A 7,137-nucleotide genomic window follows, 5' to 3' on the forward strand; every position below is an offset into this window, starting at 1 on the left:
TCGGTGGAAGACGCGCGGGAGTCCGGCCACACCGGGCTGAGAGGAAGGCTTGACGGGCCTTCGACCGCAAGACACCTGATCCGGATCATGCCGGCGAAGGGAGCGAGATGGACCTGATCGTGGGCGGCGGCGTGGTGGGCCTGTCCATCGCCTGGCGCCTGGCCCGCGCCGGCCAGGACGTCACCGTGATCGACCCGGCCCCCGCCTCCGGCGCCTCCCATGCGGCCGCGGGCATGCTGGCCCCCGTCAGCGAGGTCGCCTACACCGAGGAGCCGCTGCTCAGGCTGGGCCTGGCCGCGCTGGAGCGCTGGCCCGCCTTCGCCGCCGAACTGGAGGCCGACAGCGGCCTGTCGGTCGACTACCGCGCCCACGGCACGCTCGACGTGGCCTTCGGCGCCGACGACCTGGCGGCGCTCGAGGAGCTCGCGGCCTTCATGGACAAGCTGGGGCTGCCCGTCGAGCGGCTGACGGGGCGCGAGTGCCGTCGCCTGGAGCCGATGCTCTCGCCGTCCGTGCGGGGCGGGGTGCTGGCGGGCGGCGACGCGTGGGTGGATCCCCGCCGCGTCACCGCGGCCCTGCTGGCCGCGCTGGAGACGATGAGGGTCCCCGTCGTCCCTCGCCGCGCCACCGACCTGCTCGACGGCGCGGTACGGCTGGCCGACGGCGAGCTCCTGACCGGCGAGCGCGTCGTCCTGGCGGCGGGGGCGTGGAGCGGCGAGCTCGCCGACGTGCCCGTGCGCCCGGTGAAGGGCCAGATCATGCGCCTGCGCTCCCCCCACCCGCTGCTCGGCAGGTGCGTGCGCGGCATGGTGCACGGCTCGCCCGTGTACCTCGTCCCGCGCGGCGACGGCGAGGTGGTGGTCGGCGCGACGCAGGAGGAGTTGGGCTTCGACACCAGGGTGACCGCGGGAGGCCTGTACGAGCTGCTGCGCGACGCCAGGGAGCTGGTGCCGGGCGTCACCGAGCTGGAGCTGGCCGACGTGGTGGCGGGCCTGCGCCCCTGCACCCCCGACAACCTGCCGCTGGTCGGCGAAGTGCGCCGGGGGCTCGCGCTGGCGACCGGACATCACAGAGGCGGAGTCCTGCTGGCTCCGCTCACCACCGCCCTGCTCCAGGGCGAGGAGCCCGAACTGGCCGCCCTGTGCTCGCCACAGCGGTTCTAGACAAGGAAGTGCTGATGGAAGTGACGATCAACGGCGCCGCGCACGAGGTGCCCGACGGCACCACGGTGGCGCAGGCCGTCCAGCGGCTGACCGAGCAGACGACGGGTGTGGCCGTCGCGGTCAACGACGAGGTGGTCACCAGGGGCACGTGGGCGACCACGCCGCTGGCCGACCGCGACAGGATCGAGATTCTCACGGCGGTGCAGGGTGGATGAACTGATCATCGCGGGAGAGAAGTTCTCCTCGCGGCTCATCATGGGCACAGGGGGCGCGCCCTCGCTGGAGGTGCTCGACCAGGCGCTGGTCGCCTCGGGCACCGAGCTGACCACGGTGGCGATGCGCCGCCTCGACCCCGCCGCGCGCGGCAGCGTGCTCGACGTGCTGCGCGAGCGGCGGATCAAGGTGCTGCCCAACACCGCGGGCTGCTTCACCGCGGGCGAGGCGGTGCTGACCGCCAGGCTGGCCCGTGAGGCGCTCGGCACCGCATGGGTGAAGCTCGAGGTCATCAACGACGAGCGGACCCTGCTGCCCGACCCGATCGAGACCTTCGACGCGGCCGAGCGGCTGGTCGCCGAGGGGTTCGTGGTCCTGCCGTACATCGGCGACGACCCGGCGCTGGCCCGCCGCCTGGAGCAGGCCGGGTGCGCGGCGGTGATGCCGCTCGGCGCGCCGATCGGCTCGGGCCTCGGCATCCGCAACCCGCACAACATCGAGCTGATCGTGGAGTCGGCCTCGGTGCCGGTGATCCTCGACGCCGGCATCGGCACCGCGAGCGACGCGGCGCTGGCGATGGAGCTGGGGTGCGACGCCGTCCTGCTGGCCACGGCGGTGACCAGGGCGCAGCGGCCCGACCAGATGGCCTCGGCGATGCGCCTCGCGGTCCAGGCCGGACGGCTGGCGCGCCAGGCGGGCCGCATCCCCATGCGGCGCTACGCGGAGGCCTCCTCGCCGATGACCCCGTGAGGCCCCCGCACGCCATGAGAGCCTTTTCCCCGGCTTGGTGAGCGCGGGCCTGAAGTGGCCGTGGTTCACGGCCAGACCTTCTGGGGCGCCGGTCCGCTTGCCGAGCGGGGGCCGCCCTTCAAGATCATGGAACAAACGGGCATCGGTTTCGGATTGTGCGGCCCTGCCGGTGGCAAATCGCCCGTAAACTCGGCCAGGTGGACACGACGATTGCGGACCCCCTGGTCGGGAGACTCCTCGACGGGCGCTATCGCATCGAGTCCCGGATCGCCCGGGGCGGGATGGCGACGGTCTACCTGGCACTCGACATCAGGCTCGACCGCACGGTCGCGCTCAAGGTGATGCACCGCTCCCTTGCCGAGGATCCCGCGTTCGTGCGCAGGTTCATCGGCGAGGCGAAGTCGGTGGCCAGCCTGTCACACCCCAACGTGGTGCACGTCTTCGACCAGGGCACCGACGGCGACGTGGTGTACCTGTCGATGGAGTACGTGCCGGGCAAGACGCTGCGCGACGTGCTGCGCGCGCGGGGCAGGCTGCCCGCCCGCGAGGCGCTCGAGATCATGATCCCGGTGCTGGCCGCGCTCGGCGCCGCCCACCAGCAGGGCATGGTCCACCGCGACATGAAGCCCGAGAACGTCCTGCTGACCGACGACGGCAGGGTCAAGGTCGTCGACTTCGGCCTGGCCAGGGCGATCGAGGCGACCAACCAGACCCGCACCGGCGTGATGATCGGCACGATCGGCTACATGTCGCCCGAGCAGGTCATGACCGGCGGCGCCGACGTGCGCAGCGACGTCTACGCCGCGGGCATCATGCTGTTCGAGCTGGTCACAGGGCAGCAGCCGTACGACGGCGAGACGCCGATGTCGGTCGCTTACCGGCACGTCCACGACAGGGTGCCGCCGCCCTCGTCGCTGGTGGACGCCCCACCCCTCATCGACACGCTGGTGGCGCAGGCCACCGCGCGCGAGCCCGACGACCGTCCTGCCGACGCCACGGCGATGCTGGTGGCCGCGGTCGACGCGCACAGGATGCTGCCGAGGGAGTCGAGCCCGCCCTACACCACGGGCCAGCACTACGTCCCCTCGGGCGAGCATCCGCGCTCCCGCGTCGCGCCGGCCAACCCGACGCTGATCGCGCCGCGCACCGAGGTGCTGACCGCTCCCGCGAGCTCGGGTGAGCCGCCCGCGCGCAGGCGCGGCTTCAGGCCCAACTGGTTCCTGGTGACGCTGGCCGCGCTGATGGTGGTGGCGGTCGGCCTGACCGGCTGGTACTTCTCGCAGACCCAGTACGTCCTGGTGCCCGAGCTGGTCGGCAAGAACGTCGCGAGCGCCAAGACCGAGGCCGCCAAGATCGGGCTCGTCGTGAAGGTGGCCGAGGGCCAGTACGACGAGAAGGTCGGGCAGGGCAAGGTGCTGAGCACCGACCCCGTGAGCCGGAGCGAGGTGGAGGCGGGCGCGACGATCACGATCGTGCCCTCGCTGGGCGCCAAGCGGGTGACGGTCCCCAACGTCGAGGGCCTCGACCAGAACGACGCGGCGATCAAGCTGTCGGAGGCGGGCCTCGAGCTGGGCAAGGTGAGCAAGGTCGCCAACCCTAAGGTGCCGCGCGGCCTGGTGACGCAGACCAGGCCGAGCATCGGCGACAAGGTCAAGGAGGGCACCAGCGTCAACCTGGTGCTGAGCGCGGGCCTGGTGATGCCCGACGTCAGCGGCATGTCCAAGGACGAGGCCGCGCAGTTCCTGACCGAGCAGGGCTTCCAGGTGCAGGTCAACGAGGTCGACGACGACGCCGAGCCGTGCACGGTCATCGCGCAGAACCCCAGGGCCAGGGCCGAGGTCGATCCGGGGACGATGACCAGCATCACAGTCTCGCGCTGTGGCGGCGGCTGGGAGGACTGGTTCGGCAGGAACAACGGCCAGGACGCCAACGATCAGGACGACTTCAGGATCGTCCCCAACGTGGTGTTCAAGAGCGTGCAGGACGCCACGACCGAGCTGCAGCAGCAGGGCTACAAGGTGAAGGTGCGCAACATCTCGAACGGGGCGCAGGTTCGGTTCCAGAGCCCGCGTGGCGGCGAGGAGCGGCCCGCGAACACCATGGTGACGATCTGGCGCTGACCGCCAGGAACGTGACCTCGCTCAAGACCACCTCGATGGCGTGGACCGGCGACGGACGGCTCGTCCTCGCCGGCCGCTTCGTCACCACAAGCGGTGTGCTGCCGGCGGAGTCGGACCACGCCGCTCACGTGGTGGCGTGGCGTCCGGGCGAGGCCGAGCTCTCGCTGAGGAGGATCGAGCTGCCACCCGGCGCCCTGGCCACGCTCAGCCCGTGAGCCGCGCGGACCCCGGTGGACACGGCCGAGGTGCGCGCCGGGCGGACGCTCCCTCTAGGCCGGCGTGCCGAACAGGCGGACGCGGGCCAGCCCTCCGTCGGGGTAGATGTCGACGCGGACGTAGGCGGCGGGCCGGTCGTCGTCCACGCGGAAGCGGTGCGGGGTGTCGGGCTGCAGGCGGGTCTTCGGCAGCAGCTCGAACCACGTCTCGCCGTCCGCGCTGGCCCGCATGGAGAGCGCGCCCGGCGCGTTGAACAGCAGGTTGGTGGTGTCGACCTCGATCAGCCTGATCACCCCGAGCGCGGCGAGGCGGATCACCAGCCAGTCGTTGCCCCCGTCGCGGCGGCGCGCGGTCTCCCAGCCCTCCGCCTGGTGCCTGGCCAGCCCTGGCGCGAGCACGTTGTTGGGCGAGGAGTAGAACTCGTTGGAGCAGGAGGTGACGACCGCGCCGTTGGCCAGCGCCGCCAGGTCGAGGCCGAGTCCCTCGTAGACCGACAGGTCGGTGCGCACCTCCCCGTGCACGCGCAGGCGGGCGATGCCGCCGTCGGGGAACATGTTGAGGCGCACGTGGGTGTAGCGGCACTCGTCGGCCACCTCGAAGTGGTGCTCGGCGTCGCCCTTGAGCTCGCTCTTCGGCACGATCTCCACCCACTCGGCCGCCTCCAGCTCGGCGACGCTCGGGTGACCCTGCACGGCGCAGGCCTCGACGGAGGCGTGCGGCGGGTAGTTGCCCTTGAACCAGGCGGTGTCGATCACGACGCCGCGGACCACACCGGGCAGGCCGAGCCTGACGATCGCCCAGTCGTGGCCGGGCTCACGGCGGCGGCGCGTCTCCCAGCCGTCGTAGACCTGGCCCTTGTTGCCGAACGTCTCGGCCTGGAAGCCGGGACGGCCGGGGCGGATCAGGCTCTCCTTCTCGGCGAAGGACTCGTCGTTGGCGGCGACGACCGAGCCGCCGAGCGTGCGGAGGGCCAGGTCGGGAAGGGCGATGAAGCTGGGCATTCGGTGTGCTCTCTCCTGTCAGAGGAAGGTGCCGCGAGGCGGGGCGGTGAGGTCGACGGTCGCGCCGCGCAGCCAGGTGGTGCGCACGACGCCCCTGAGCACGCGGCCGTGGTAGGGCGTGACGGGGTTCTTGTGGTGCAGTCCCGCGGCGTCGACGGGGTTGGCGGCGTCCGGGTCGAAGGCGACGAGGTCGGCGTCGTTGCCGGGGGCCAGGCCGCCCTTGCGCGGGATCCCCGCCAGGGCCGCGGGGTTGGCCGACATCCAGCGCACGACGTCGGGCAGGCCGTGCCCGCGCCTGGACGCCTCGGTCCAGATCGCCGGCAGGCCGAGCTGGAGCGAGGCGATGCCGCCCCACGCGGCGGCGAAGTCGGGGATCTTGAGGTCGGAGGGCGAGGGCGAGTGGTCGGAGACGACGCAGCTCAGCACCCCGCCGGCCAGACCCTCCCACAGCAGGTCGCGGTTGGCCTCCGAGCGGATCGGCGGGCAGCACTTGAAGGCGGTGTCGCCCTCGGGCACCTGCTCGGCGGCGAGCGTGAGGTAGTGCGGGCAGGTCTCCGCCGAGACGCGCAGGCCGTCGCGCCGGGCGGCGGCGAGGGGCTCCAGGCAGTCGGCGCTGGAGACGTGCAGGATGTGGACGCGGGCGCCGGTCTGCCTCGCCAGCTCGATCACCTGCTCGACCGCGCGCCGTTCGGAGGCGCCCGGCCTCGACTCAAGGAACTCGGGGTAGGTCGGGCCCGTGGGATCGAGCAGCAGCGAGGGGTCCTCCGCGTGGACGACCATCAGCCCGTCGAACTCGGCGATGACCTCGAGCGCCTGCCGTACCTCGTCGGGGGTCAGCGGGGGGAACTCCTCCACGCCCGAAGGGGACAGGAAGCACTTGAAACCGTAGACGCCGCGCTCGTGCAGGGGGCGCAGATCGGCCAGGTTGCCGGGGATCGCGCCGCCCCAGAAGCCGACGTCCACGTGGCACTGGCCGCGCGCGGCCTCCTGCTTGGCGGTGAGGGCGCCGGGATCGACCGTGGGAGGCAGGGAGTTGAGCGGCATGTCGACGATGGTCGTCACGCCGCCCGCCGCGGCGGCCCGGGTGGCCGAGGCGAAGCCCTCCCAGTGCGTACGGCCGGGCTCGTTGACGTGCACGTGGGTGTCGACCAGGCCGGGCAGCAGCGCCAGGTCGCCGAGATCGGTGTCGAGCGCGGCGTCGAGGGGGGCGTCGTGGGGGTGGATCGCGACGATCCTGCCGTCCCGCACGGCGACCGCCGCCGGACGCTCGCCGTCGGGGGTGACGGCCCTGCGGGACCGGACCACGAGGTCGTACTCGGTCATCTCCTGCCTTCTCACGGTGGACGGTCGGTGACGGTCAGAGGCGTTCCGCGGCGACGCGGGCGGCGAGGCGTTCGAGCAGCGGTCCCGCCTCTGCCATGCAGCGCTCGGGATCGGGTTCGAGGTCGGTGAGGGCGTAGGCGGCCTCGATGCCGGCCGCGCGCAGCTCCTCGTCCGACAGCGTGCGGCGTCCGCAGACCGCGACCACGGGGACGCCCGCCCTGGCCGCGGCCTGGGCGACGCCGACGGGGGCCTTTCCGCGCAGCGACTGCTCGTCGAGCGAGCCCTCGCCGGTGACGACCAGGCGCGCCCCCTTGACCTGCTCGTCGAAGCCGAGCAGGTCGAGCAGGTAGT

The 7,137-nt window shown here is 72.5% G+C and carries 8 protein-coding genes and 1 riboswitch; of the genes, 5 read left to right on the forward strand and 3 right to left on the reverse strand.

What is annotated here, in order from left to right:
• Window positions 1–4 precede the first annotated feature (4 nt).
• A riboswitch (TPP riboswitch) is annotated at window positions 5–119 on the forward strand.
• From thiO to ABFX50_RS15860, 5 genes are all read left to right on the forward strand, one after another.
• On the forward strand, window positions 108–1,163 hold the full coding sequence (gene thiO / locus ABFX50_RS15840; protein ID WP_346147046.1) for a glycine oxidase ThiO: 1,056 nt from the start codon (window positions 108–110) through the stop codon (window positions 1,161–1,163). It overlaps the preceding riboswitch by 12 nt.
• 14 nt (window positions 1,164–1,177) lie before the next feature.
• Window positions 1,178–1,378, forward strand: coding sequence for a sulfur carrier protein ThiS (gene thiS, locus ABFX50_RS15845; RefSeq protein ID WP_346147048.1), 201 nt, complete (start codon window positions 1,178–1,180; stop codon window positions 1,376–1,378).
• On the forward strand, window positions 1,371–2,126 hold the full coding sequence (locus tag ABFX50_RS15850) for a thiazole synthase (protein ID WP_346147050.1): 756 nt from the start codon (window positions 1,371–1,373) through the stop codon (window positions 2,124–2,126). The genes thiS and ABFX50_RS15850 overlap by 8 nt, the downstream gene beginning before the upstream one ends.
• A gap of 197 nt (window positions 2,127–2,323) precedes the next feature.
• Window positions 2,324–4,246, forward strand: a complete 1,923-nt coding sequence (gene pknB, locus ABFX50_RS15855; RefSeq protein ID WP_346147052.1) for a Stk1 family PASTA domain-containing Ser/Thr kinase — start codon at window positions 2,324–2,326, stop codon at window positions 4,244–4,246.
• An 11-nt stretch (window positions 4,247–4,257) separates the two neighbouring features.
• Window positions 4,258–4,461 carry a hypothetical protein gene (locus tag ABFX50_RS15860; protein WP_346147054.1) on the forward strand — a complete coding sequence of 68 codons (204 nt, stop codon included), beginning with the start codon at window positions 4,258–4,260 and terminating at the stop codon, window positions 4,459–4,461.
• A gap of 54 nt (window positions 4,462–4,515) precedes the next feature.
• On the opposite strand, the gene alc is transcribed toward ABFX50_RS15860, so the two are convergent.
• The 3 genes from alc to ABFX50_RS15875 form a co-directional block, all read right to left on the reverse strand.
• A complete protein-coding gene (alc, locus tag ABFX50_RS15865; protein ID WP_346147056.1) occupies window positions 4,516–5,463 on the reverse strand; it encodes an allantoicase in 948 nt (315 codons plus the stop codon).
• Between the two features lie 18 nt (window positions 5,464–5,481).
• The gene (gene allB, locus ABFX50_RS15870; RefSeq protein WP_346147058.1) at window positions 5,482–6,786 is read right to left on the reverse strand and encodes an allantoinase AllB; all 1,305 of its coding nucleotides are present in this window, start codon (window positions 6,784–6,786) and stop codon (window positions 5,482–5,484) included.
• Between the two features lie 34 nt (window positions 6,787–6,820).
• Window positions 6,821–7,137, reverse strand: a 317-nt coding sequence (locus ABFX50_RS15875) for a glycerate kinase (protein WP_346147060.1), incomplete at its 5' end; no start/stop codon positions are given.

The organism is Nonomuraea recticatena (assembly GCF_039533245.1).
Taxonomy (GTDB): domain Bacteria; phylum Actinomycetota; class Actinomycetes; order Streptosporangiales; family Streptosporangiaceae; genus Nonomuraea; species Nonomuraea roseola.

Bases quoted from the DNA above. Each gene is read 5' to 3' on its own strand.
- thiS (WP_346147048.1), top strand. From the start codon at position 1,178: ATGGAAGTGACGATCAACGGCGCCGCGCACGAGGTGCCCGACGGCACC.
- allB (WP_346147058.1), bottom strand. From the start codon at position 6,786: ATGACCGAGTACGACCTCGTGGTCCGGTCCCGCAGGGCCGTCACCCCC.
- thiO (WP_346147046.1), top strand. From the start codon at position 108: ATGGACCTGATCGTGGGCGGCGGCGTGGTGGGCCTGTCCATCGCCTGG.
- alc (WP_346147056.1), bottom strand. From the start codon at position 5,463: ATGCCCAGCTTCATCGCCCTTCCCGACCTGGCCCTCCGCACGCTCGGC.